Below are 25,352 nucleotides of genomic sequence, written 5' to 3' on the forward strand. Positions count from 1 at the left end.
GACGTTTAGTATAATCAATGTCTTGTACTTGGTTGGTTGGATTGAAAAACGGTAAAATACTGCCAGCTTTTACAAATAATGGTAATTTCCATAATGGAGCATCAAAAATGGAGCATCAAAATCAGCTAAACTTGTACCGCCTTTGTAAGGAGTCCCAGTGAAGAAATCGTACCAAGTGGTATTGTGATCTGGCAAATATACGCTGGCTCGTTTTGAATCGCCATTTTGTTTCATTTGATAAGGTTCAATAATTGGAGCAACTAATAAATACTTTCCAACTAAAAATTGTGTTTCTAAACTGGATCCATAGGTAAATTCATTATATTCATTAAAAAAAGTTGGTCGTACAATTGGAGCTCCTGTTTGGTTAGATTCATAAGCTAAAGAATAGAAATAAGGTAATAACGTTGTTTTTAATTTTAAATAGAAACGATTAATATCTAAAAATTCTGAGCCAAATTGAATTCCTAAATCTTTCGGTTTACTCCCCCAACCATCCATGGAAAGTTGTAAAGGAGTAAACGATTTCCACTGCAAGTCACGTGTTTGAATAATAGGATTGTTTCCACCAAAAATCCCGTCAATATCGCCTCCAACGTTAGGATTACCAGAAATACCTGTGGAAAGATAAGTTGGAATATTGAATTTTATATTTTGCCAATCGGAACCTTCTTGGTCACCAGACCAAATACTTGCATAACGTTGCGTTCCTGCCCATCCATCAAGGATGACAATAAAAGGATGCTTTTGATTTAAGCTGCTCATTTTTTTATAAGTTTCAGATATCCCATTTAAACCAAAAGTGTAACCTTCGCCTACCCAAGCCACATCAGTTTTTAATGATGCTACCCCAGCAATTTTTATTTCTTTTTCTAAATCCCGATCTTCTTTTTCTGGAAATTTTGGATTTTTAGGTGAAATATTTTCTTGAGTCCAAAGTCCCAATTCCACTCCATTTATCCGAGCATAATTACCAAATTCTTTTAGATTTTCAATATCACCTGCTAAACTATCACTTTGACCGTAACCCGCTCCATAACCATCATTAGGCACAAACCACCCTAACGGTAAGTCATATTTTTTATAGCGATCAATGATGGATCTAGCTGAAAATTGATAATTATTTTTTTCTCCATTTAAGGATTCTTGAATAGCTTTTTTTGGATACTCATTTTTATTGGGATCAATAAATCTCACTTTATGCGTTATTGAGACGTTAGGAACCAGTTTTTGATCATCAATTTCTATGGTATCGAAGTGATAATCGGTATTAAAAGCTTTTTCTTTGATTGGTTGGTACTCTTTATAATATTTTCCATTAGGAAACTTAATAGCTCCATCGCTTTCCTCAGTAACTTCCACCCAATAGTCCCTGTTATAAGCATTTAAATGTGCAGGATAATAGGCGTAAAGCGGTAGCAAACGCGGTCTACCTGTTAAAATATGATATCCTTTTCTAGGATATCATTGAGATATTTAGACTTCCAGTGATTCACCTGTGGATCCAGAATTCCCTTTTCTTTCAGCTCTTTAATAACTTTTAATGAAGGGGTATACTTATCTATTACAATCGAACGTGGCTGCCCATATTCCTGGATTAATCGCTTAATAAAGGCTTTTGTGGAGACCGTATCTCGATGTTTACGCAACCATTAAGGTGTCTCCGTTTGAATCAATAGCACGATAAAGACAGCCGATCTTTTTCTTTGACCTTGACGTATGCTTCGTCAATTCTCCAGAATTGAGACAAGACTCTCCGTTTGTTTCATTTTTCTCATAAGTGGTAAAAGACCTTTCCCGTACTGTTTATCCCAACGATAAATGGTTGTATAATCCATGCCAATACTAAATTCCCTCATAATTTTGGCACACGCACAATAACTTTGTCCAAAGTGATAATATAAGCTAATGGCTTCAATAATGATTCGATAGTCATACTGCTTTCCTTTGAATTGGTTTTTCACAATTGCACTTCCATTTTTTTGTAAATTTATTTTGAATTGTAGAGTAAAAAGGTTCTGTTGCAAACTTTTCTAATAAGTCCATTTTAGGGTAAAATAATAAAAAATGATAGTTTGGAGGAATGAAGATGGATTACTTTAAGGGCAAACAATTTCAAAAAGATGTGATTATTGTAGCCGTAGGCTATTATCTTCGATACAACCTCAGCTATCGCGAAGTGCAAGAAGTCTTGTATGATCACGGAATTCATGTATGCCATACGACAATTTATCGCTGGGTTCAAGAATATGGAAAGATCCTCTATCAAATTTGGAAAAAGAAAAATAAACAGTCCTTTTACTCGTGGAAAATGGACGAAACCTATATAAAAATCAAAGGAAAGTGGCATTATCTGTATCGAGCAATTGATGCGGATGGATTAACATTGGATATTTGGTTACGTAAAAAACGAGATATGCAGGCAGCCTATGGGTTCTTTAAACGATTACGGAAACAGTTTGGTGAACCAAAGGTTCTTGTCACGGATAAAGCACCCTCAATTAAAGCAGCCTTCAAGAAGCTTCAAAAGAACGGTCTCTATAGCAATACAGAGCATCGAACCGTGAAATATTTGAACAATTTGATTGAACAAGATCATCGTCCAATTAAACGCCGGAATAAATTTTATCGAAGTCTCCGTACTGCCTCAACCACGATTAAGGGGATGGAAGCCATTCGAGGAATCTATAAGAAAAGCCGAAATGAAGGAACTCTTTTCGGCTTTTCAGTGACGCTTGAAATCAAGCAATTATTGGGTATTCCAGTTTAAAATGAAGAAACAATACAGGAACTGATTTTATTTTTGAAACTTTGCAACAGAACCTTCTTATTTCACTTGATATTTTTTTGAAACAAACCGTTTGCCAATAACCCTTATCGGAATGGCATTGCCAAAGAAAAAGATAAGAATCGTTTGAATTGGCAACATCACAGCAGCCTTCGTTAAACGAATCGCCCAAAGCTTTTCATCTGTGAAAAGAATGCCATACATGATGGACAACCACAATAGAGTTAAAAATAGACTAATCACTAATGTATTTACTAATACACAGAAAAAAGCATTTTTGAGTGTAACACTTTTCTTATAAAAGAAGAAGCCATAGACCCATCCGCCAATAAATGCATTGAGTGTAAATCCAATAAAGAACGGTGCTTTCCCCAACAAAGTATTTCCTATTATATCTGCAATAGATGCGCCTACACCTGTCCAAAAAGGCCCAAACAAAGACGCCATAACTACTTCTGGAATAAAATCAAAGGTTATTTTTATTAACTGTGTTTCAAAACCAAATACTTGAGATAGTATGACCATTAAAGCAATAAGTAAGCTAATGGTCGTCATAGCGTGTACGTTTAATTTCTTCATTACGAGCATCTCCTCTTGAGCTGCTACACAAAGATTCATGCAGCGAATGCGAGGACAAAACCGCGAATTACTATTCTTCGTTCATAGAGCAACATCCCATCTCTTGTGACACTTAACGCTTTGTCCTCTACTCTGTTATTTTTTATTAATGATGATTGTAGCTTAGATAATAGAACCCGGAAACAAATACTGCTCCGCCAACAATATTGCCTAAATAAACAGGGATAAAGTTTTGGATAAAGTCCATCCATGTACTGCCGCCTTCAAAGATTGCTGCTGGAATGACAAATGCATTTGCCACACTATGCTGAAATTCGATGGCTACAAAAACCATCACTGGAAACCAGATGCCTAAGATTTTTCCAGCACTATCCTTTGCTCCATAGCACAACCACAAAGCAAGTCCGACAAACCAGTTACAGCCAATGCCTGAGACAAATGCTTGAAGAAATGAGCTCTCCACTTTATGCTGTGCCACACTAATCACTTGCGCTTGAAAAGCACCTGTATGAGTTAAACCAAAAAAGTAGGCAACAAAAATAGCACCAACAATATTCGCAAGCGTGATGACTAGCCAATTCTTTATTAATTCCATCAGTGTCACTTTTTTTGCAAAAAACGCACTGCTAACGGCCATCATATTCCCTGTGATTAATTCGCCACCTGCTAATAAAATGACAATCAGACCGATTGGAAAAACACTTGCTCCTACCAGACTTGCAATACTTGGCAACTCAACTGAAATAGAGGCAGATACACGAATATACGCTAAATATCCTAATGAAATCATCGCGCCCCCAATAAATCCTAGAATTAGCTTCGCTAAAAGAGGCTTTTCAATTTTTTGGCTCCCCATCTTGATACTTTGCTGTAAAATTTCACCTGGATTTAACATATACCCATCTCCTCATTCTTCAAAAACTGATTTTCCCATTTTGACAATTCGTTTATACTATATCTAATTCTTCAAAATGACTTAAAATTTTAATGTCTTGCGAGACACTAACAAACGCTTTTGGATCAACTTCTTTCATGACCTTTGCTAAAAGCTCCATCTCATAAAAAGTGATGACTGTAATCAAAATTGTTTGTGCATGATAATCATACGCACCATATCCTTGGGGAATGACCGTGATTCCTCGCTTCAAAACCTTTTGTAGTTCCGGGATGACGTGGTTTTGCTGCTGAGTAATCACCATGACTTGAACTTTCTGATGCTTGACATAGACTAAATCAGTTACTTTTCCACTGACAAAAATAGCAAGCAAACTATAAAATGCATAAGGCCAGCCAAAAAGATAGCCCGCGGTTAAAATAATTAGACCATTAATTCCCATTGAGATTGCACCAATACTCCGTCCAGTATGCTGTCTGAGTGTAATAATAAGTGCATCCATTCCTCCTGTAGAAATCCCATATTTCAATGCTAATCCTAAGGAAAACCCATTGATCACACCGCCAAAAATAGCGCAAATAATCGGATCATTCGTAAGCGGCACCGTTGGAACCATTGAAATAGCAATAGAAGCAAAGGTGACCGAAATCACTGTAAAAAAGACAAATTTTTTGTTTATCTTGAACCATGCTAAGATAAACATCGGAACATTTAACAAATAATAAATAACAGAGATAGACAGCGTAAATCCACCACTTCGATCAAATAAGGTCGAGAGAATTTGCGCAATCCCAGTCAATCCACCTGCATAAATATGCCCCGGTTGCCAAAAAAAGTTAAGCGCTATCGAATACAAAAATGCATAGATTAACGCAATAGTTACTTTTGTCACAAAATCTTGCCAAAACTTTTCTTGTTTTGCCTTAAACATTCTACTACACTTCCTTCATTTCCTCAAAGAAATTTTGTAACTCTTCAAAAGGAACTCATTTTTCTTCACCAGTCTTCATGATTTTAACCGTTATTTTATTACTTTGTATCTCCTCCTCTCCAATAAATACAACGAACTTTGCACCTAAACGGTTGGCCGTTCGTAGCTGCGCTTTTAGTTTCCTATACTGAATCTCCTGCTCAGCAATCAACCCAGAATGTCGGGCGATTTGAGCGATACGTAAGGCTAAGCTGCTTTCTTCATGACTAAAACAAGAAACATAGACATCAATTGACTGTGAGGTGGTCAGTTCTTCTCCCTCTGCTTCAATGGCAATTAATAAGCGCTCAATTCCTAAGGCAAAACCAAAACCTGTGTCTCTCTCATCAGAACCGCCAAACTCACCAATTAACCCGTCGTACCTTCCTCCTGCACAAATCGTCGTTAGAACATGATTGAACCCTGGCGCATCACTCATAATCTCAAATACAGTATGATTATAATAATCCAATCCGCGAACCATGCGATGATCGATTTCATATGGAATGCTTAAGTTATTTAACAATTTTTTCACTTCATCAAAAAAAGTTTTACTTTCCTCATCCAAATAAGCCAAAATAGAAGGTGCTTTCTCTACAATTGTTTGATCCTCAGGTGCTTTACTGTCAAGTACACGCAGTGGATTTTGATGAAGACGACGCAGCGAATTGGGACTTAATTGATCCTCTACTTTTGTCAAATAGGCAATCAGCGCTTCTCTATATCGGCTTCGACTTTCTACATTTCCAAGAGAATTGATAACAAGTTTCGTGTGAGTAATCCCTAATTGTTGGAAAAAATCTAATGCCATTGCGATTGTTTCCACATCGGTTGCAGGGCTCTTTGTTCCTATTGCCTCTACACCAATTTGATGAAACTGACGCAAACGTCCCGCCTGAGGTCGCTCATACCGAAACATAGGCCCTATATAATAGGCTTTAAAGGGTTGCGGGTGTTCTGGTCCTTTCCACATAACTGCGAACCAGAGCCGCAGTTTCTTCCGGTCGAAGCGTCACATGTCGATTTCCTTTATCATAAAAATCATACATCTCTTTTGATACGATATCTGTGCTTTCTCCAACACCCCGTACAATCACTTCAAAATATTCAAAAATCGGTGTCCGTAGTTCTTTAAAATGATATAGATTGAATACCTCACGTGCTTTGTTTTCAATAAATTGCCATTTTTCAGATTCACCCGGTAAAATATCTACCGTCCCTTTTGGTTTTTGGTAATTCATCCTTCATCCTCCTCATTTAAAAGTGATTTGCTGTAGGAAGTCAAAAAAGTGTGAACAAGTAAAAAGGACCGAATTGACCGTTGCTTTCTACTTGTTCCACTCATCTATTTAGCGACTAGCTAAATTGAATATCCAAATCCACTTCTTTTTCTACTGCCGATAAAAGGTCTCCATGAATCATGGCATCTGTCGCTTTATTTAATTCATCATACATTTCAATATCTTTATCATGCTCAATGAATGCGACAAATTGACGGAATGCTTTATAAGCAGGCTGTGTTCCTTTTCCTAGTTTGTCCTGATAACCACGAATATCCAATGCCTGACACGCAGCCATTATTTCCGTTGCCACCACCCGTCTAGAATTCAATAAGATTTCTGCAGCAGTTCTTGCGGCAGTGGTTCCCATACTAACAAAGTCTTCTTGGTTTTCACATGATGGAATAGAATCAACACTTGCTGGGTGTGCCAAGATTTTATTTTCAGAAACTAAAGAAGCACATGCATATTGTGTAATCATAAATCCAGAGTTTAGACCAGGATGTTTTACTAAGAATGAAGGGAGCTTACTTAATTGTGTATTCACTAATCGTTCTACCCGACGTTCAGAAACATTTCCAATTTCAGCCACGGCGATTCCCAAGAAATCAAATGGTTGAGCCATTGGTTCTCCATGGAAATTCCCGCCAGAAATCACTTTTCCGCCACGTGTAATAATTGGATTGTCTGTTACTGAGTTTATTTCAATCTCAACTTTCTCTTTCACATATGCAATAGAATCCTTACTCGCACCATGAATTTGTGGCATACAGCGTAATGTATACGGATCTTGCACATGATCAGGTGTTGCTTCGGTGATATATCCGCTTCCTTCGATGAGTCGACGAATATTTCTAGCAGTTGCTAGTTGTCCGCTTTGTGGGCGAATGGTATGAAGTTCTTCTTCAAATGGACTGGAAATGCCCCCATGTACTTCTAAAGAAAGTGCACCTGCAATATCTGAAAGTTTTAGTAATTCAATCGCGTCATACGTAGCTAGTGCACCGACTGCTGTCAAAACAGTTGTTCCATTAATGAATGCCAGCCCTTCTTTTGCACTCAATTGAATCACTTCTAGTCCAGCCTTCTGCATTGCTTCTTTTCCTGACAGCAATTCTCCTTTATAGTAGGCTTTCCCAAGACCTAATAAAGGCATCACCATGTGTGCCAATGGTGCCAAATCTCCAGATGCACCTAATGAACCTTTTTCCGGAATAAATGGGTGAACCCCTTTATTTAACATAGCCATCAGTGCTTTAACTGTACTTAATAGAATACCAGAATAGCCTTTCACAAGTGAATTTACGCGAATCAACATGATTGCACGAACCACATCCTCTGCAAACGGATCACCGAATCCAGAAGCGTGCGTACGAATAAGATTTTCTTGTAGCTGCACTGTATCATCTTGGGAGATGCTTACATTACACAATGAACCAAACCCTGTATTTACTCCATATACCACTCTTTTTTCTGCTACAATATCATCAACAATCTTACGAGAGCGGTTAACTGCTTCCTCTGCACTTTCCGCAATACTTACTTGAACATTTTTTCTTGCAACGGCAACAACATCTTCCAATGTTAAGCTTTCACCATCTAAAATAATTACTTTGTTATCCTCTTTCATGTCTAATATCCTCCAATTTTCATTTGCTTATATACAAATGTTTCTAGTCTTGTGTCGCGCCTGGTCTTTTCTCTTTATTAATGACAAAATATAGAATACTTGCAACAATCACTCCGATTAATCCTGCAATCAGATTGACTGGATTTGCTGCTGCAACCATCCAAATACTCACCACAATGGAAATAACAGGAATGACTGGTCCTAGAGGTAGTTTAAAGGCTGGTACAGTATCCACCTTTTTCCGTCTAAGCCAAATCAGCGCCAAAGCTGTTGGAATATATTGGAAGAAACGGAAAACAACACTCAGTTCAGCCAATTGTTCAAATGAACCACTTAATAAAAATCCGATTGTAATTAACCCAGAGACGATAATAGCGACAATCGGTGCTCCTTTAGCATTTTTCTTTGCAATTATTTTTGGTAATAATCCTTCATCTGAAATTGATGCACCATAACGTGGAATCATCAAAGAATCACCCATATTCAACCCGGCAATAGAAATTAATGCGCCAATTGAAATAATCCATTTTCCTGCAGGTCCGACCATCTCAACAAAGGCATCCTGTACAGGGGCATTACTTTGCAAAATCCCCATACCAAGCATTGCGATTGTTCCAGCAATAATCATAAAGTATAAGATAGATACGATACTAATTGAGCCAATTATTGCTTTTGGTACGTTTTTCTTCGCATTACGCATTTCTCCTGCTACTACCGGCAACGCTTCAAACCCAATGAAGGCATAAAATACAGTCAGTGAGGTAGAAGCCATCGCCTGAGATAAGGTCATGTCAGGATTTAACTGTAGAAAAGGAGTAAAGTTTCCAGCGTCAATTCCATTTTTAATAAAGAAAATACTCATCAGCGTAAAAGCAATAATAGGAATTAATTTCGCAATAGTAATCGTGATTGTAAAAATCTTTGATGTCTTAATTCCCATACTATTAATTGTTGATAAAAAGATGATTAATAGCACACTTATAAGTGTATTTTGTCCTTCTAATGACGGAAATGTTTGAATTAATAATTTCGCAAATCCTGCAGCCATTGCAGCCCAGGCAATAATCGTCACAAACCAGCCCAAAATTCCTACGTTAAATCCAACAAAATCACCAAATGCTGCTTTTGCATATTGGAATGCTCCACCATTTTTGTTAAAGTATCCGGCAACTTCCGCAAAGCAGACAGCAAGCATTAATACAAGTAATACGTCAACTAACATAGCGACGAGTGATGCTGGTCCTAAATCCTGATAAATAGTTCTAGGAAGTAAGAAAATCCCTGAACCAATTACCGCATTAATTCCGTATAACGTAGCTCCGTTCAGACTAAACTTTGCTTTATCCTCACTGCTCGATAGCTCCTCTGGGTCTTTAATATCCGAAACCTCCGGAATCTGTTCCTCATTTTGCATGGTTATTCTCCTCTCGTTTAAAACGTTTTCATTCTCGTTTAAACCTAAGTGCAACTGACATAAATTAGTTTTACTGCATCGTCCTTGTTTAACAGTTCTAAAACAGTTTGTTCAGTTATTTCAGTAAGTGCGAGACTATCGTATCGTTTCAAGAAATAAGTAGCGTCATTTATTTTTACTGCACACTCATCTATGCAATATAAATAGCTGTCTTTTTCTATCGAGTATAGAGAATTATGTGCTTGAACCAGCTTCATCTCCCCTTGCATAGATTTTTTATAGATCAAATTAAAATCAATACATTTCCCTTCACTTGTTGTAGGAAGTGCTCCATCAAACTCTCCTACCTCGTATGTATCTAGTCGTATCGTTTTTTCTCCATGTGTCAGGATAACGCTTCCTTCAAGTGGTATCAAAAGTCTATGGTATCCAGGTAATAAAGTGAATTCTGAATACTGCTGTTCAATCGTGGCACTAGAAATTCGATAATCAAATGTTCTTTTTTGATAATCTCCCTCTGGAGGGAAGAGGAAAAGCTCAGTTGTCTTTCCTCCACTCCAAGTTGACCGCTTATACTGGTTATGCGTAAAATGTTCTATTTTCATCTTAGAATAATCCAGAAATATTTCCTTCAGCATCTACATCAATTCGTTCTGCTGCTGGTGATTTAGGAAGTCCCGGCATCGTCATTACTGCACCCGTTAAAGCAACAATAAATCCTGCGCCAGCAGAAACCTTCAAATTACGGATAGTTACAGTAAAGTCTTTAGGTGCACCAAGCAACGTGGCATCATCAGAGAAAGAATATTGTGTTTTTGCCATACAAATTGGGTACTCAGTAAAACCAAGCTTCTCTAATTCTGCAAGCTCTTTTCGTGCACTTGGTGCAAGCTCGATTCCTTTTCCACCATAGACACGTTGAACAATTTTTGTTAATTTTTCTTCTATTGAATCAGATAGATCATATACATGGCTGAAACTATTTGGCTTGTCTGCTAATTCGACTACTTTATTTGCAAGATCAATCCCGCCTTCGCCACCTTTTGCCCAAACATCTGATAAGGTCACTTCAACACCACGTTCTTTACATGCGTTCTCAATAGCTGCTAATTCAGCGTCCGTATCGGTTGGGAACTTGTTGATTGCTACTACAACAGGCATGCCATATACTTCCTGAATATTACTCAAATGTTTTTCTAGATTAGGAAGTCCCTTAAGAACCGCTTCTACATTTTCTGTTCCTAAATCTGCTTTTTTCATTCCACCATGCATCTTTAAAGCACGAATAGTAGCAACTAAGACAACCGCATCTGGTTTTAATTCTGCCAAACGACATTTGATATCAATAAATTTTTCTGCGCCTAAATCTGCACCAAATCCTGCTTCTGTTACTGCGTAATCTGCATACTTCAATGCAAGCTTTGTAGCAAGAACACTATTACAACCGTGTGCAATATTTGCAAATGGACCGCCATGAATAAATGCAGGTGAGTGTTCAAGTGTTTGTACAATATTGGGTTGAATCGCTTCTTTTAAAAGTGCTGTCATTGCGCCTTCTGCCTTTAGGTCTCCTGCTGTGACAGGTTTTCCTTCAAAGCTATAGGCAACGATGATTTTCTTTAACTTTTCTTTTAAATCAGTAATATTATTTGCCAAACACAGAACCGCCATAATTTCAGAAGCAACGGTAATATCATATCCATCCTCACGTGGAACGCCGTTAACTCTGCCTTGAAGACCATTTACGATATGACGTAGTTGTCGATCATTCATATCTACCACGCGCTTCCAGGTAATTCTTCGGCTATCGATTCCTAGTGCATTTCCTTGATGAATATGGTTATCTAACAAGGCCGCCAATAAATTATTCGCCGCACCGATTGCATGAAAATCCCCAGTAAAATGTAAGTTGATATCTTCCATTGGAACTACTTGTGCATACCCGCCTCCTGTAGCTCCACCCTTGACACCAAATACTGGGCCTAAAGATGGCTCACGTAGTGCAATGGCAGCCTTTTTGCCAATTTTTGACAAGGCATCCACTAGCCCAACGGACGTCGTGGTTTTTCCTTCTCCAGCTGGAGTTGGCGTAATAGCCGTAACAAGAATTAATTTGCCGCGCTTAGCTTTATCCAAATCACCTAATTTACTAACATTTATTTTTGCTTTATAATCTCCATACAATGATAGACTGTCTCTAGGAATTCCAAGTTTTTCGGCAACATTCGTAATTGGATTCATCTCAACCTGATTTGCAATTTCGATATCTGATAAATTTGTCATTTTTTTCTTCCTTCCTAAACAATTTTTTCGATGGCAGTATAAATTTCATCTGCCAGACTCGTTCCTTCACTTAACAGTACATTTCCCTTTTCTTTGTAGCGAGTGACAAATTCTTCATCCTTTACCCCAGAAAGATTAATCAAAACATTTAGCCAAGCACCCTGCAGAGCAGATTTCAAATTCAACGCAGCTACACCTAAATCACTTGCTGCATTTGTATTTGATTTTCCAATCAATTCTCTTGTCACCTTTAACGCTTCTACTGCGATTTCCATCATTTTGAAAGGTGTCTGTGTTGCGCCCTCCAAGGCACGCTGCATTGCTTGCTTACGGATTTCTTTTTCTTCCTCGGTATCTTTTGGCATTGTAAATACTGCAGATACTTTATTAAATGCCTCTGTATCCTCATCGATTGCACGTATAAATGCAGACTGTAATCGAGCCGCTTCTTTTTGTGCCTTACTTACTTTTTCTTCAAATTCTGCATATTTCTTTTTTCCAATGGTTAATTTTGTTACCATTTTTGTTAATGAGATCCCCATTGCACCTGCAAGTGCTGATGCGGAGCCCCCACCAGGAGCTGGTGCATCTGATCCTAAGACCGTTACAAAGTCTTTTACTTCTCTATCGATTAACTGCATGGTCAGTCCTCCTAATTTAGTAGATGATTTTCCAAAATTTGTTTTTTATAATCAAATTCTTCAATTTGAAGATAATACTCTGCGCAGTCAATAAGTGCTTTTGCAGGAGTTAACCCAATCACTTCACTGCCAATAATATTTACACCATATCTTTTGGCTTCAAATCGAATTGTTTCAAACGCTCGATATAAAGGGGTTCCTTCATAATTGACCATATTCATTGAAACTTGTGCAATGTTCCGATCTTCCAGCATCACGCCAATTCCCTTACAATATTTAAATCCGCCGCCAGATCCACGAACAATTTTCGCAATTTTATTTGCGATGTCAATATTATCCGTATCTAAGTTCACATTAAATGCAACCAATGGCATACGTGCACCCACAGCAGTGACTCCCGCAGTTGGATGGGGTTTTCTTTCACCAAAGTCAGGTGCCCACTCTTCTTCCAACAATTTTTCTGCCATTCCTTCAAATTGTCCTTTTCTTACTTTCGCTAAGTTTGTACGAGCAGGTGTACTTGCAGATTCCTCATATAAGAAGATTGGAATGTTTAGTTCATCATTAATTCTCTTCGCTACTTTTTTTGAAATTTCAACACATTCTGCTGTAGTCACGTCTTTAATTGGGACAAATGGAACAACATCCGTTGCGCCCATACGAGGATGCTCCCCGTGATGCTTTGTCATGTCAATGTGTTGGCTTGCATACTTAACTAGTTGAAAAGCAACTTCTTGAATACCGTCTTCATCTCCAACTAGAGTAAATACACTACGATTATGACTTGCATCAGATGAATAATCTAAAAGAGTCACACCATTCACACTTTTTGCAGTATTCACTAATCCTTCAATTACTTTTTCATCGCGACCTTCACTAAAATTTGGGATACATTCAATTAATTTTGCCATTTAAACCATCCTTTCTTTTTTACGCTCTCGTCTTCAAAATTTCTTTTAAGTAACAAAGTAAATACTTCAGCTTGTACGGGTCATCACTCCTGTACAAAATAAAAATACGCGCAGTTCATCTTCACAATTTTTATTCCAAAAAAGTCAAGATTTATACGTTAACAACCTCTCAAAATCTTGTTAGCGCTTTCATTTACGGCTTTACCTTACCATGCTTATATGGGTTGGTCAACACGTCAAAATTGCGTGTTACCAGCCTTTTCTCATCATTCAAAGACAATTTCTATCAAGAGAATTCTGTTTGAAACGTTCACCTTATTTTTTATGAGCAAATAATTTGACACTTTTTTGACTGCTTTTTTTACACTTGGAGTAGAACTCATAAGGAAGAAATAACTGAGTTGTTACTTAAAAATAATCTATTCCTTAAACACTTTTGATAACACACGCAATCTAGGTGTTTTCATAAATAAAATAAAAGGATTATAAAACGAACGGAAAAACAGCGTAAGAAATAAAGAGAAAAAATAAACATAAAACAATTATTTATTTTTTTACAACTATGAAAAATGAATCAATCAATAGATTTTGTAATTAGTTTTGGTTCTTTTGACGTTTAATTGATTCTAAAATGAGAAAAAGAAGAGCAAAAATTAATTTTTTCTCATTAACTATTTTTTAAACAGGAGATCGGATAGATGGACAAACTTATTTTACTCGTCGACTTTGGTAGTACCTATTCGAAGTTTGCCGCAATCAATGTAACAACCATACAGGTAGCTGCTCATATCAGCCTACCTACCTCCCATGAACAGGGAATTATGGCATGCTATCAAAAAGGAGAACACACACTTTTACAGCAGCTAGGAAAATCTGCTTTTGATGAGGTCTTTATCTGCTCCTCTGCATGGGGCGGATTTCGTATGGTCTCTATTGGTCTAACTGAAAGTCTTACTGCAGAAGCGGCAAAACGAGCGGCACTAGGTGCTGGAACAAGAGTCATCAATACCTATCACTATAGACTAACAAAAGAACAAGTGATAGAAATGAACCAATTAAATCCAGATATTATTCTATTATCTGGAGGAACAAATGGTGGAAACCAACAAATTATCTGTCATAATGCACAAATGATAAATCGTTATTTATCCTCAGGAACTATCTTAGTTGCTGGAAATGAAGCAGCAATTCCGGAAATTCGTTCTCTTTTAACTAGCCCTCATCTAACCGTCTATTACACAAAAAATGTCATGCCTAAAGTAAATGTTTTACAAGCAGAACCAGTAAGAGAAATAGCCAGAGACATCTTTTTAAAAAAGATTATTCAAACAAATGGCATTGAGGAAGTTGCAAAAAAGAGTCAGTTGCCAATTATTCCGACTCCTACATCTGTTTTATTGGCGATTCAGCTATTAGCAGATGGACTGCCAAATATTCAGGGAATCGGCCCAACATTAGTAGTCGATGTTGGCGGTGCAACTACAGATGTATTTAGTGTTGGAAATCCGCCAATCACAGATAATCAGACATTTTTTGAAGGCCTAGAAGAACCTCACGCTAAGAGAACAGTAGAAGGTGATTTGGGCATGCGATATTCTTCGGAAAGTTTGATTGAAGCTGTTGGGTTTGATGACTTTCAGAAACTATTTCAGGGTGATAAACAAGCATTACAACGAAGCGTTCAAAAACGAATCACACAACCGACCTATCTTCCCGACACAAAAAAAGAGCAGCAGTTAGATACACTACTTGCCTCAAAAGCGGTAGAACTTTCAGTTAATCGGCACACGGGGAAGCTACGTGCGAGTCAAACACCTAATCGAACCGTTTATTATCAAAAAGGAAAAGACTTGCGTACATTTCCAAATGTCATAGGGACTGGGGGCGTTCTTGTCTATCATCAGCAACCTAAACAAATTCTAAAGTACGCGTGTTTTTCTGATACTACTCATTTAAAACCCTTAGCCCCCACTTTTTTTATTGATACACATTATTTATTTTCAGCACTCGGGCTTCTTTCCCAAAACTATCCGCAAACAGCCCTTCTTCTGTTGAAAAAAATGATTTTACCTTGTTAAAAAAGCTCAGAAAAAGAACGGTCGAAATAAAAGAGTTCAGTTCCAAGAACCAAGTAGGTACTATGGATATGGATTAGCGGAAGTGAAGCTACGTGATTTGCAGTACTAAATAGGTACGTTTATGCAACTATTTGTAAAGCCTTCAAGGCTAGCATACTCCATGCGCAGAAGTTGTTGATAGACAAACGTGGTGGCGTCCTTCTACGTATTCTTGAACTATCTTCAATTTGACTTCTATTTCATAATAATTCATAACAAATACCCCCAAAAATTGCATTTTTCAAGTACAACTTTTGGGGGCACATCATTTCTCTCCTCGCTTAAACTTTTAATCCTAGCTAGAGACTACAGAAAACTTCTATTTACCTAATTTTGTATACGTGTCATGGCAAATTTACTCCTGTCTAATCAGCTTGTGAGGATGCCCCTTCAAAAACAACCTCGCGCAGATAGTGCAGCTCATATTGATCTCGATAAGGGCTAAGATTTTCGACTGCTTTCTCGTAATAATAGGACTCTTCTCTATCAAGCAATTTGCTTAGGTTTGGCTCTTGCATCACATGTGTATTCAACAAATGCTTAACAATCGCTTTATAGAAATATAAAATTCCTAAATCTCGCGGATTGGTCATTTGTGTTTGAATTTCGTTAAATCGCAAGAGCGCTTCAAATACTGCCTGATAGTCCCCTTCCAACAAATCAATTAGTGCAAGATAGACACTTAACTGCGTTCTCTTCCAGGGAGAAGTAAGATTGACATACATTTCATTTGATCGTTGTAAATAGAGTCGAGCTTCTTTATAATCCTGTGCAGCAAAAGCTGAAATCCCCATATCTACATAAAAAATAACTAAGCTAGTAATCAAACTCGTTTCCTCACATAAAACAATCGCTTTTTTCTGATAAGAGATTGCCTGCTCATAATTTTGTCTCAATCGTTCAATTTCTGCAAGATAATCATAAGAAGCCGCTATGTTACTTGCATATTTTTCTCTTACTTCATCAGAAATAGTAAAGATGGTAATAGATTCATGAAACAATCGTTCAGCAACTTCTAGTTCACCAACCATTAAGTTATATAAACCTTTTAGACGTAACAAAATCCCGATTGATTCGTGATCATTTGTCCTTATTGAGATGGACATCGCTAATTCTATATAGTGTGCCATGTCGCTTGCATTATCTGTCTGAATAAAGTAATAAATCATTTGTCGATAAGCCTTAACTAGATAACGATCATTGTGGTATTCTCTTGCTTTTACAATCACTCGTTGAATATTCTCAATTCCCCGACCGTAATTTCCTCGATTGATAAAGTAGCGTCCTTCAAGATATAGATATTTCATTAATAACAGCTGATAATCCTCTTGTTCTCCATAAAGCTCTTCGTTTCTTTTTAACTGCTCACCAATTTGTTCAAATTTTTCAAATTCCTTTTGCCATTCTACTGTCTGAAGCTCAATCGCTATTTCGCTTCGCTCATTGTAAATGGGAAAAAGTTCGTGTTGAAACTTCAAAGACGGCTCCAGCTTTGATAATTCATAATCAAGAGATTTCAATTCCTGATTTGCATACTTATAGTGATAGGCCACCAAAGATAACAGCTCTTTATCGTTTGTCAGCTTCCATTGCTGTTCAAATAAGAAAGCAATCTGTTCATGAATGACACGAAGCTTTGTTGCAGATTGTTTCGAGTAAATATATTTCCGTAATTTTTTTTGTTTAAAGCAGACACTAATTTTTCTGGAAAACACTTGTTCAATTAATAAATTTCTCTGTTGTAAATTTGCAATTGCATGCGCAAGCTGCTCATGATCTGTTCGTAAAATCGCCTCAAGCATGGACAATTCAGCCAGCTCTCGAAAATATGAAACAATTTCTAATACTTCTTCCTCAAAAGTTGAAAGCCGTGTAAGAGAAAACTCCAGCTCTTCTTGAATTTTTGGTGTAATATAGTCAATCTTTGTTCCTACTCTAAGCTGTCTAACGTATTCTATTAAAAAAAGAGGATTCCCTTCTGATTCTTCATAGAGCTTATCATAAAAATCATAGCTGAATTTTTGATCAGGTATCTGTTTTTCAATAAAGGTTTTTATTGCCTCTCTTGGAAAAGGCTCTAATAAAAGCTTTGTAAGCTTATCATAATGACTAACAGCATTAATAAAATCGGTGATTCGTCTGTGGTGATCTGTGCGCAGGGTTAGAAGAAACATACAGTCTTCATTGTGTAACAACACACTTGTCAATAATTGAAGACTTCGCTCATCTATCCACTGCAGGTTTTCGATTAAAAAGACTACTGAATGAATTTTTGCTATCTTATTAAGGATGACAAGTAAAAATTGAGAAAGATAATTCATATCTGAGTTATCCACTGACTCTTCAAAACAGGCACTTTGTTTATCCAAAAAACTAGGGAAAAACCGATAGCACATGGCACGCCATGTTTCTTCCTCCACTATTTTTTCATCAACAACAATTTGGTCAATCTGATTGATAATCTCCCGCCACATTCTCAAGGTAAAGCCTTGTTCTGCTTGGTAACAGGTTACCTTAATTAAAAGTTTCGGTGCCGTATTACTTAAGACAAGCTGACATAAAGCAGTTTTTCCAACACCATCATCTCCTTGAACAATGACCGATTGAAATGCCTGCTTATGAAAGAAACAGTCAAGGTTTGCTTCTAATACTTCTATTTCAGCTGTTCTACCAAAAAAACGGTAATTCTTCACCTTTTTTTGTTCCTTATTTCTTTTAACAATTGCTAACGTTTTTGCATAAATTGCACGTGTTTCTTCACTTGGTTTGATTCCTAATTCTTCATCTAAAATACTAGACAAATCATAATACGTTTCAATGACTTTCCCATTTCTGTGACTGTCTTGATAAAATTTCATCAGCATTTGATAGTTTCGCTCGTCATATTCATCTATAGCAATCAGTCGTCGAATATTTTTTTCTACATCAATTAACTGATTATTTTCAATATCTGCAGCAACTTTTTGATAGCAGCTTTGAATAAATTTTTGCTCAAAATAATTGCGCATCTTTGTCACCCATAAATCAAAATCATCGGAATCCTTTAAGAAAAATCCTTTTAAAAACTCATCTTGGTATTCATCTAAATGATTTACTGGATCTTGTAAAAAACAGCCTACATCACTCGGCTGCACTAAAGTTTCATTTAGTTGAAGAATTGATTTATTTGGAGAAACAATGAACTCCTCTCCTAATTCTTTGTTTGCTTGATAAATCGTGTTTCGAAGATTTTTTTTTGCACTTTGCTCTGATTTATTAGACCATAAAACCCCCGCAATCTCATCCCTACTGACAGAACCATTAATGGCTAAATAGTAGATAAGAGCGTTGATTTTTGAAAATGCAAAAAAAACGGGTTCTTCATTCAAATAAATTTTCGGATTACCAAATAATTCACATCGCAGCATCTTCTTCATTTATTCACCTTCTCTCTTCCATTCTACGATACTTTTCTTCTAAAACATACAAAAATTAGAATGCGCTTCCATTTTTTGAATAATATTTTTATTTCATCAGTGAATTATTGAGATGAGATAAAACACGAAAGGAATTTCACCTAAATAGACGGGTGTCTCCTTTCGTGTATGAATAAACTATTTAAACTAGTTACCAGTTAGATTCTTTGACGTTCGTTCACCACTAGCTCCCCATTTTTATATACCTGACTTACCAGATTTGTTGCAAAAAAATACATAGGAAAATCAATGTTTGGTGCATCAAATACTGCAATATCCGCTTGCTTACCGGTATCAAAACTACCGATTTTTTCATTTCTGCAAACAGAATATGCCGCATTAATTGTAACTGCATTAAAAACTTGAATCGGCGTTAATTTTAATTGGAAGCATCCTAGCTGCATAATAAATTGTAAGTTTGCGGTTGGACAACTCCCAGGATTACTATCCGTTGTTAATGTAATCGCCATACCTCGTTCAATCATCTTTTTAGCAGGCGCATAGGTATCCTCCATTAGACTAAAGGTTGTTCCTGGTAAAAGATTTCCAATGACCTTGGCTTCACTCAAACGATCGATATCCTCGTCTGTAATAACCATTAAATGCTCCGCACTGACTGTATACAAGTCTGCAGCTACCTTAGAACCTCCAATTGAAGCAATCTCATCGGCATGTATTCGCAGTTTGAAGCCCATTTCTTTAGCTGCACTAAGTAATCGATACGATTGTTCCGCTGTAAACACATTTTTTTCGCAAAAAATATCACAAAATTCAGCCAAGGATTCTTCTTTCACTTTTGGCAGCATTTCTTTGATTAGCAGATCTATAAATTCGTCCGCCCGTCCTTTAAATTCAGTTGGAATAGCATGTGCACCCATAAAGGTTGAAACTAAGTCAATATCATGGTCTTTTGTTAATTCTTTTACTACGTTTAATTGACGTTTTTCAGTTTCCCAATCTAGTCCATATCCACTCTTTGCTTCTACTGTAGTGACTCCATGAATAATCATTTCATCTAACAAATGAGCGGATTTTTGATACAATTCATCAAACGAAGCTTCTCGAGTTGCATTGACTGTACTAAGAATGCCTCCTCCTTCTGCTAAGATATCAAGGTAAGGGACACCGTTTAGTTTTTTTGAAAATTCATTTTCTCTACTTCCACCATAAACGAGGTGCGTGTGGCAATCAATTAGTCCTGGCGTAGCTAACTTACCGCTGTAATCGATAACCTCCGTCCCTTCTCCCTTCAATTCTTCTCTGGGACTCCCTGAGTTTACTTCAAGGATCTTGCCGTCTTTAATTGCTATATACCCATCTTCAATGATTGTTGCCTCACTCATTTCTTCTCCTCGTAAAGGGTGCCCTTTATCTACTGGACAAAAAATTTGGCTAAAATTAATTAGAAGTTTGTCTGCTTTCATCTCTATTCACTCCTTTTATTCTTGCACCTTCTATTTTATAAAATGCTGTCAAATTTCTGTCAAATTATTGAAAGCGCTTAATTATATTATATAATAGAAATTAGTTAAGAAGATAGACTGTTTATTGACTTTCTTATTTATACTTATAGGTGCAGTCATCAAATCACAGTTTTTCTAAAATTCAAGTATCTGGCTAATAGGGAGGAAAAACAAATGGTAGAGTTAACAGAAGTAGAGGCATCAATGACCATCAAGTTAGATGATGTCTTACCAGAAAAAACAATCTTTCAAGAAGGAATCCGTCGTGCACCAGATCGTGGATTTCGCTTAAGTAAGGATCAGACGATTCTTGCCTTAAAAAATGCATTACGCTATGTTCATCCTAAATATCACTATATTGTAATTCCTGAATTTTTAGAAGAATTACGAACTCGTGGAAGAATTTATGGTTATCGTTGGTATCCAAAAGAAAGAGTTTATGGAAAACCAATTGAAGAATATAAAGGAAATTGCACTGCGGCAAAAGCCATGCAGGTAATGATTGATAATAATCTTGATTTTGAAGTTGCACTTTATCCTTATGAATTAGTTACTTATGGTGAAACAGGCCAAGTATGTTCAAACTGGATGCAGTATCAGCTAATCAAAAAATACTTAGAAGTTCTTACTGATGAACAAACACTTGTTTTAGAATCAGGTCACCCTCTCGGTTTATTTAAATCAAAAAAAGATGCCCCTCGTGTAATCATTACAAACGGACTTCTAGTTGGAGAATATGATAATATCGATGATTGGGAAATTGCTGAAGAAATGGGTGTGACAAACTATGGACAAATGACCGCTGGTGGCTGGATGTATATTGGCTCTCAAGGAATTGTTCATGGAACATTTAATACACTTTTAAATGCTGGCCGATTAAAATTAGGGATTTCTGATGATGGAGATTTAGCTGGAAAATTATTTATCTCCTCTGGTTTAGGCGGGATGAGTGGTGCACAAGGAAAAGCCGGAGAAATTGCTAATGCTGTCGCAATTATTGCTGAAGTAGATAAATCTCGTATCGATACACGTCTGGAACAAGGCTGGATTAGTAGCTTAGCTGAAACACCAGAACAAGCAATGCGTATTGCAAAAGAATATATGGATAAAAAAGAAAAGGCCTCCATTGCTTATCATGGAAATATTGTTAACTTACTAGAATATATTGATAAAGAAAATATCCACGTCCATTTATTATCAGATCAAACTTCTTGTCATAATGTTTATGAAGGAGGATATTGCCCTGCCGGAATTTCATTTGAAGAACGAACAGAATTATTAGGTTCAGATAAAGCGCAATTCCATAAGCTTGTCGATGAAACCCTTGCCCGTCACTATAAAGTCATTAAGTCTTTAGTGGCAAAAGGAACTTATTTCTTTGACTACGGGAACTCTTTCATGAAAGCAATTTACGATTCTGGAATTAAAGAAATCTCTAAAAATGGAATCGATGATAAAGATGGATTTATTTGGCCATCTTACGTGGAAGATATCATGGGTCCTATGCTCTTTGACTATGGCTACGGTCCTTTCCGCTGGGTATGTTTAAGCGGAAATCATGAAGATTTAGTTGCTACAGACCATGCAGCAATGGAAGTTATTGATCCGAATCGTCGTTACCAAGATCGTGATAACTACAACTGGATTCGTGATGCCGAAGAAAATCAACTAGTTGTAGGTACAGAAGCTCGGATTCTATATCAAGATTGTATGGGACGAGTAAATATTGCACTAAAATTTAATGAAATGGTTCGAGAAGGAAAAATTGGACCAGTAATGCTTGGACGTGATCACCATGATGTCTCAGGAACGGATTCCCCATTCAGAGAAACGTCAAATATTAAGGATGGTAGTAATGTTTGTGCAGATATGGCCACTCAATGCTTTGCTGGAAATGCAGCACGAGGAATGACATTGATTGCCTTGCATAATGGTGGTGGTGTAGGGATTGGAAAATCAATTAATGGCGGATTTGGCTTAGTTTTAGACGGTACAAAAGAAACAGATGAAATCATCAAATCTGCAATTGCCTGGGATACAATGGGCGGTGTTGCCCGTCGCAGCTGGGCAAGAAATGAGCATGCAATAGAAACATCCATCGAATATAACAAGATGAATGAAGGCTCAGACCACATCACTATTCCTTATATTTCGGAAGAATCAAAAGTAGAAAATGCGGTAGCGGAATTTTTTCGTTAACATAAATACCTTACTTTGAAACAATAACCGTCAAAAAGAGACATCGAGGATTTTGCTGGACTCTATAATATTTGGTGTTGTTACTCTGGCTCTTTGTCAATAAGGACTGATGAGTTGTTCAAAATCAAATCTGAGCCAGAATGAACCACATTCTGGCTCAGATTTTTTGTTATCTTACTTTGATTAATTGATTAATCAAAAAGATTCTAATTCTCATGTTCTCAAATGATTTAAATCCGTAGGTACTTGTTTCATTGTCTATATATGGGTATTCTCCGCTTCTATTTTTCCATTGGAGTAGGGAGAGATCATCGCATTGGTGATGCCTTCTTCATAGGTCAGAAGGTTTTGAAGCTTCTCCCGAAAGCCGTCATCTAACGTTTCGGGAAGTTCTGCCAATAAGGAGAAAAATAAGTCAGGGTCTTTGTCTAGAAAAGCTTCAACTAATTCATGAAAAAAAGGATGCGCCTCCTTAAGGGGCGTAGAAAAGCCAAGCAATCGATCAATCAGCATTGGGGAACTTACACAAAATATTGTACACCCTCCAGCTTGGGTCTATAAAGAATTTTGTGTAAGTTCTTTTTCCTTTAAATGTAATCAGTGACGGTTCTGTTGCAACGTTAAGAAATGAAGTGTGAGTGACTTATCTAAAGCTCCGATTAAGTTGGAATACTCAATAAAACTTTTATTTCTGTACAGACGAAAAATCCGAATAGCGTTCCTGCTTTTCAATGTTGGGATTTACTACAATCTTTTTCGTTATTAAATATTTTAGATTTTTTAATGGTGGTACCTTACGTAGTCACTACCAAATATTTAAACCGAAACAATGATAGATAGAACAAGGAAAGTGAGTTGGGAATCATGACCAAAGAAGAAAAAATAATATTGATTGTACGAAACAGTGACTTCACTTATGAAGAACTAGAAAAACTATCAATGGCTAGTATTGATAGCCTGTATGTGGCACATATTCTTGAAAAGAACGGTGGATAGATACTTGACTTCTTTTTATGTACTTTATAACGTACATAAAAAGAAAGAGGTGTTCTCTTTGAAAACTATTACCCCAACAAATTTAAGAAAAGATATGTTTAAAGTATTGAAAGAAGTAGCTAATTAAAATTCTGAAATAGAAATTACTATGAATTCAAAAAACGGCTTGAATGATGGAATTATCATAATTTCTAAAAGAAAGTGGAAGACTCTACAAGAAGAACTCTACTTGCAAAGAACTGGTACATTGGACTCTGTATTTAATCTAATGGAAAACGAAAAAGATGATGATTTTGAGGTAGTTTAATATGGCTACTGATTGGTAAGTAAAAGTGCATAAAGATGTGTTGAAGAAGCAACTACCTTTACTAAAGGCAACGGGTTTAATATCTGATTACGAGGATATTATCGGTATTCTTAAAAAAATTCATATGAAAATATTAGAAGTAAAGAAAAATTAAGTCCAAACAAATTTTTTCTATGAGAATTAATAGCAAACACAGGAATTGAATAGGCTACACTGAACTGGACAGAAAAAATAAGGTGTATATACTATAAAAAAATACATCGGAGGAAATATCATGTCTAAATCAGCACACAAAACCTATCCAGAAGCATTTAAAAAGCAAGTAGTGGCATTACACCAAGGCGGAAAGTTTAGTAAAGATATTATTAAAGAATATGAACTGACCCTATCTACATTTGATAAATGGCGTCGTCAGTTTAAAACCACAGGCTCTTTTAAAGAAAAAGATAACTTGACGCCCGAGAAACGGGAATTAAAAGAACTACGCAAAAAGAATAAACACTTAGCTATGGAAAATGATATTTTAAAGCAAGCAGCGCTGATTTTCGCACAAAAGTCCAAGTAATTAGTGCGAACAAGCATAAATACTCGGTTACAACTATGTGTAAAATTTTGAAAGTCGCTCGTAGTAGTTATTATTACGAAGCGCATCCAATTAAAATGGCCAGTGAAGCAAAGTTGGATTGTTTGATTATTGATGAATTTTACAAGAGTAGAAAAAATTATGGAACGAGAAAGTTAAAGAAAGTTTTGGAAACCTTAGGTTTCTGTGTATCTAGAAGATATATCGTTCGTATTATGAAAAAATACAATCTCGTCTCTAACTATACGAAACTGCAGTTCAAAAAAACGAAACAGAAGGTTAATGAAGCGCCAGATAAAAATATTCTCAACCGTTTATTTACTAGAGAAATCCCATTAGAAGTAATTATCACGGGTTTAACCTATGTTCGTGCGAAGCAATCCTGGCATTATACTTGTCTTATTGTTGATTTGTATACTCGCGAGATTATTGACTACAGTTCAGGCACAAAAAAATGCTCACCTGGTTAAGCGAGCATTTTTAACGATTGGTTGGCCATTAACCAAAGTAAAATTATTCCATACCGATAGAGGAAGCGAATTTGACAATCAATTTTAGCAGCCTTCGATATTCAGCGCTCTTTAAGCAAAAAAGGATGCCCACATGATAATACCGTAGCGGAAATTACGTACAAATCGGTCAAAGTCGAGTTCGTGTATCAACACCATTTTGAATCCCAAAATTAATTAGATATTGAACTTTTCCACTATGTTTATTGGTGGAACCACTACCGAATTCACGGCTCATTTCTTTTAGGTCCAACGTACGCATGGCCCCTAAAATCCATATAAAGAATAGTCACTTATTTACCACCAACTTAATTCAATATACTAAGAGTGAA

18 protein-coding genes, 4 pseudogenes and 1 riboswitch are annotated in these 25,352 nt (G+C 36.7%); of the genes and pseudogenes, 6 read left to right on the forward strand and 16 right to left on the reverse strand.

Annotated features, from left to right (window positions below):
- Window positions 1-69 precede the first annotated feature (69 nt).
- Window positions 70-1,197, reverse strand: coding sequence for a TIM-barrel domain-containing protein (locus IGI63_RS15305; protein WP_429976310.1), 1,128 nt, complete (start codon window positions 1,195-1,197; stop codon window positions 70-72).
- A 251-nt stretch (window positions 1,198-1,448) separates the two neighbouring features.
- Window positions 1,449-1,964 (reverse strand): annotated as a pseudogene (locus IGI63_RS15310) (IS6 family transposase); the annotation flags it as partial.
- A 125-nt stretch (window positions 1,965-2,089) separates the two neighbouring features.
- On the opposite strand from IGI63_RS15310, the gene IGI63_RS15315 reads away from it, so the two are divergent.
- Window positions 2,090-2,770 (forward strand): IS6 family transposase, encoded by a 681-nt coding sequence (locus tag IGI63_RS15315; RefSeq protein WP_429976188.1) that lies wholly within the window; start codon window positions 2,090-2,092, stop codon window positions 2,768-2,770.
- A gap of 57 nt (window positions 2,771-2,827) precedes the next feature.
- Here the strand turns inward: IGI63_RS15315 and IGI63_RS15320 are convergent, their stop codons facing one another.
- The 11 genes from IGI63_RS15320 to ftcD form a co-directional block, all read right to left on the reverse strand.
- The gene (locus tag IGI63_RS15320) at window positions 2,828-3,376 is read right to left on the reverse strand and encodes a folate family ECF transporter S component (RefSeq protein ID WP_429976189.1); all 549 of its coding nucleotides are present in this window, start codon (window positions 3,374-3,376) and stop codon (window positions 2,828-2,830) included.
- A gap of 29 nt (window positions 3,377-3,405) precedes the next feature.
- Window positions 3,406-3,504: riboswitch (THF riboswitch) on the reverse strand.
- 8 nt (window positions 3,505-3,512) lie between these two features.
- Window positions 3,513-4,262 (reverse strand): formate/nitrite transporter family protein, encoded by a 750-nt coding sequence (locus IGI63_RS15325; protein WP_429976190.1) that lies wholly within the window; start codon window positions 4,260-4,262, stop codon window positions 3,513-3,515.
- Window positions 4,263-4,314: 52 nt separating this feature from the next.
- Window positions 4,315-5,193 carry a YitT family protein gene (locus IGI63_RS15330; protein WP_429976191.1) on the reverse strand — a complete coding sequence of 293 codons (879 nt, stop codon included), beginning with the start codon at window positions 5,191-5,193 and terminating at the stop codon, window positions 4,315-4,317.
- A 55-nt stretch (window positions 5,194-5,248) separates the two neighbouring features.
- Window positions 5,249-6,205: a histidine--tRNA ligase gene (gene hisS / locus IGI63_RS15335; RefSeq protein ID WP_429976192.1), complete on the reverse strand. Its 957-nt coding sequence runs from the start codon at window positions 6,203-6,205 to the stop codon at window positions 5,249-5,251.
- A complete protein-coding gene (locus IGI63_RS15340) occupies window positions 6,171-6,473 on the reverse strand; it encodes an ATP phosphoribosyltransferase regulatory subunit (protein WP_429976193.1) in 303 nt (100 codons plus the stop codon). Before IGI63_RS15340 ends, hisS begins: the two co-directional genes overlap by 35 nt.
- Window positions 6,474-6,588: 115 nt before the next feature.
- The gene (hutH, locus tag IGI63_RS15345) at window positions 6,589-8,142 is read right to left on the reverse strand and encodes a histidine ammonia-lyase (RefSeq protein WP_429976194.1); all 1,554 of its coding nucleotides are present in this window, start codon (window positions 8,140-8,142) and stop codon (window positions 6,589-6,591) included.
- A 43-nt stretch (window positions 8,143-8,185) separates the two neighbouring features.
- A complete protein-coding gene (locus IGI63_RS15350) occupies window positions 8,186-9,556 on the reverse strand; it encodes an APC family permease (protein WP_429976195.1) in 1,371 nt (456 codons plus the stop codon).
- A gap of 44 nt (window positions 9,557-9,600) precedes the next feature.
- Window positions 9,601-10,161, reverse strand: a complete 561-nt coding sequence (locus IGI63_RS15355; RefSeq protein WP_429976196.1) for a HutD/Ves family protein — start codon at window positions 10,159-10,161, stop codon at window positions 9,601-9,603.
- Window position 10,162: 1 nt separating this feature from the next.
- Window positions 10,163-11,839: a formate--tetrahydrofolate ligase gene (locus IGI63_RS15360; protein WP_429976197.1), complete on the reverse strand. Its 1,677-nt coding sequence runs from the start codon at window positions 11,837-11,839 to the stop codon at window positions 10,163-10,165.
- Window positions 11,840-11,853: 14 nt separating this feature from the next.
- Window positions 11,854-12,480, reverse strand: a complete 627-nt coding sequence (locus IGI63_RS15365) for a cyclodeaminase/cyclohydrolase family protein (protein ID WP_429976198.1) — start codon at window positions 12,478-12,480, stop codon at window positions 11,854-11,856.
- A gap of 11 nt (window positions 12,481-12,491) precedes the next feature.
- Window positions 12,492-13,391 (reverse strand): glutamate formimidoyltransferase, encoded by a 900-nt coding sequence (gene ftcD, locus IGI63_RS15370; protein ID WP_429976199.1) that lies wholly within the window; start codon window positions 13,389-13,391, stop codon window positions 12,492-12,494.
- A 698-nt stretch (window positions 13,392-14,089) separates the two neighbouring features.
- Here ftcD and glmL point away from each other — a divergent pair.
- Window positions 14,090-15,469 carry a methylaspartate mutase accessory protein GlmL gene (glmL, locus tag IGI63_RS15375; protein WP_429976200.1) on the forward strand — a complete coding sequence of 460 codons (1,380 nt, stop codon included), beginning with the start codon at window positions 14,090-14,092 and terminating at the stop codon, window positions 15,467-15,469.
- Between the two features lie 404 nt (window positions 15,470-15,873).
- Here the strand turns inward: glmL and IGI63_RS15380 are convergent, their stop codons facing one another.
- Window positions 15,874-18,924 (reverse strand): AAA family ATPase, encoded by a 3,051-nt coding sequence (locus tag IGI63_RS15380; protein WP_429976201.1) that lies wholly within the window; start codon window positions 18,922-18,924, stop codon window positions 15,874-15,876.
- A 197-nt stretch (window positions 18,925-19,121) separates the two neighbouring features.
- Window positions 19,122-20,387, reverse strand: a complete 1,266-nt coding sequence (gene hutI / locus IGI63_RS15385; protein WP_429976202.1) for an imidazolonepropionase — start codon at window positions 20,385-20,387, stop codon at window positions 19,122-19,124.
- Between the two features lie 213 nt (window positions 20,388-20,600).
- On the opposite strand from hutI, the gene IGI63_RS15390 reads away from it, so the two are divergent.
- On the forward strand, window positions 20,601-22,625 hold the full coding sequence (locus IGI63_RS15390) for a urocanate hydratase (RefSeq protein WP_429976203.1): 2,025 nt from the start codon (window positions 20,601-20,603) through the stop codon (window positions 22,623-22,625).
- 169 nt (window positions 22,626-22,794) lie between these two features.
- Here IGI63_RS15390 and IGI63_RS15395 read toward each other — a convergent pair.
- Window positions 22,795-23,138: pseudogene (locus IGI63_RS15395) on the reverse strand (transposase); the annotation flags it as partial.
- Window positions 23,139-23,489: 351 nt separating this feature from the next.
- On the opposite strand from IGI63_RS15395, the gene IGI63_RS15400 reads away from it, so the two are divergent.
- From IGI63_RS15400 to IGI63_RS15410, 3 genes and pseudogenes are all read left to right on the forward strand, one after another.
- On the forward strand, window positions 23,490-23,621 hold the full coding sequence (locus IGI63_RS15400; RefSeq protein ID WP_429976204.1) for a hypothetical protein: 132 nt from the start codon (window positions 23,490-23,492) through the stop codon (window positions 23,619-23,621).
- Window positions 23,622-23,679: 58 nt separating this feature from the next.
- A pseudogene (locus tag IGI63_RS15405) lies at window positions 23,680-23,928 on the forward strand (type II toxin-antitoxin system prevent-host-death family antitoxin).
- 274 nt (window positions 23,929-24,202) lie between these two features.
- Window positions 24,203-25,302: pseudogene (locus tag IGI63_RS15410) on the forward strand (IS3 family transposase).
- Window positions 25,303-25,352: the final 50 nt, after the last annotated feature.

The sequence above is a fragment of the Enterococcus sp. DIV0086 genome, assembly GCF_050498705.1.
GTDB classification, from domain to species: domain Bacteria; phylum Bacillota; class Bacilli; order Lactobacillales; family Enterococcaceae; genus Enterococcus; species Enterococcus faecalis.